The sequence below is a fragment of the uncultured Nocardioides sp. genome (assembly GCF_902805925.1).
Taxonomy (GTDB): domain Bacteria; phylum Actinomycetota; class Actinomycetes; order Propionibacteriales; family Nocardioidaceae; genus Nocardioides.
Map to the genome: position 1 here is coordinate 1 of NZ_CADCUP010000213.1, position 467 is coordinate 467.

Annotated in this window: 1 pseudogene; it reads left to right on the forward strand. The window is 73.0% G+C overall.

Annotation, left to right across the window (positions count from 1 at the left end):
- Positions 1-467, forward strand: a pseudogene (locus QZX64_RS15475) (transcriptional regulator); the annotation flags it as partial.

Sequence of the window (467 nt, forward strand, 5' to 3'; positions counted from 1 at the left end):
ATCACGTCCCGGCAGTGCTGCTGGGCCGCCGTTCGGAGATCCTGGCGTGCAACGCCCTGCTGCGTGGCGTCCTCGGCGCCGAGGTCGCGACCGGGACGCTCCTGGTGCGCTGGCTCTTCCTCGACCGCCGGGCCCGCCTGCGGATCGAGAACTGGTCCGACTACGCCTCGGCTGCGGTCGGTGCGCTGCGCTACGAGGTCGGTCGTCATCCGTCAGACCGGCGCCTGCGCGCCCTGGTCGACGAGCTCCGGGGCGCCGACCCGGACGTGTCCCGGTGGTGGGACGACCACGGGGTCACCGACCGCACGTCGGTCGACAAGCGGATCGCCCACCCGGTCGTCGGGCCCCTCACCTTCGGCATCGAGGCACTCGTCTCTCCCCACGACGGCGAGCAGCGACTGGTGGTGTACACCGTCGAGCCGGGCTCGCTGACGGCCCGCGCGCTGCCGGTGCTGTCCTCGTGGGGA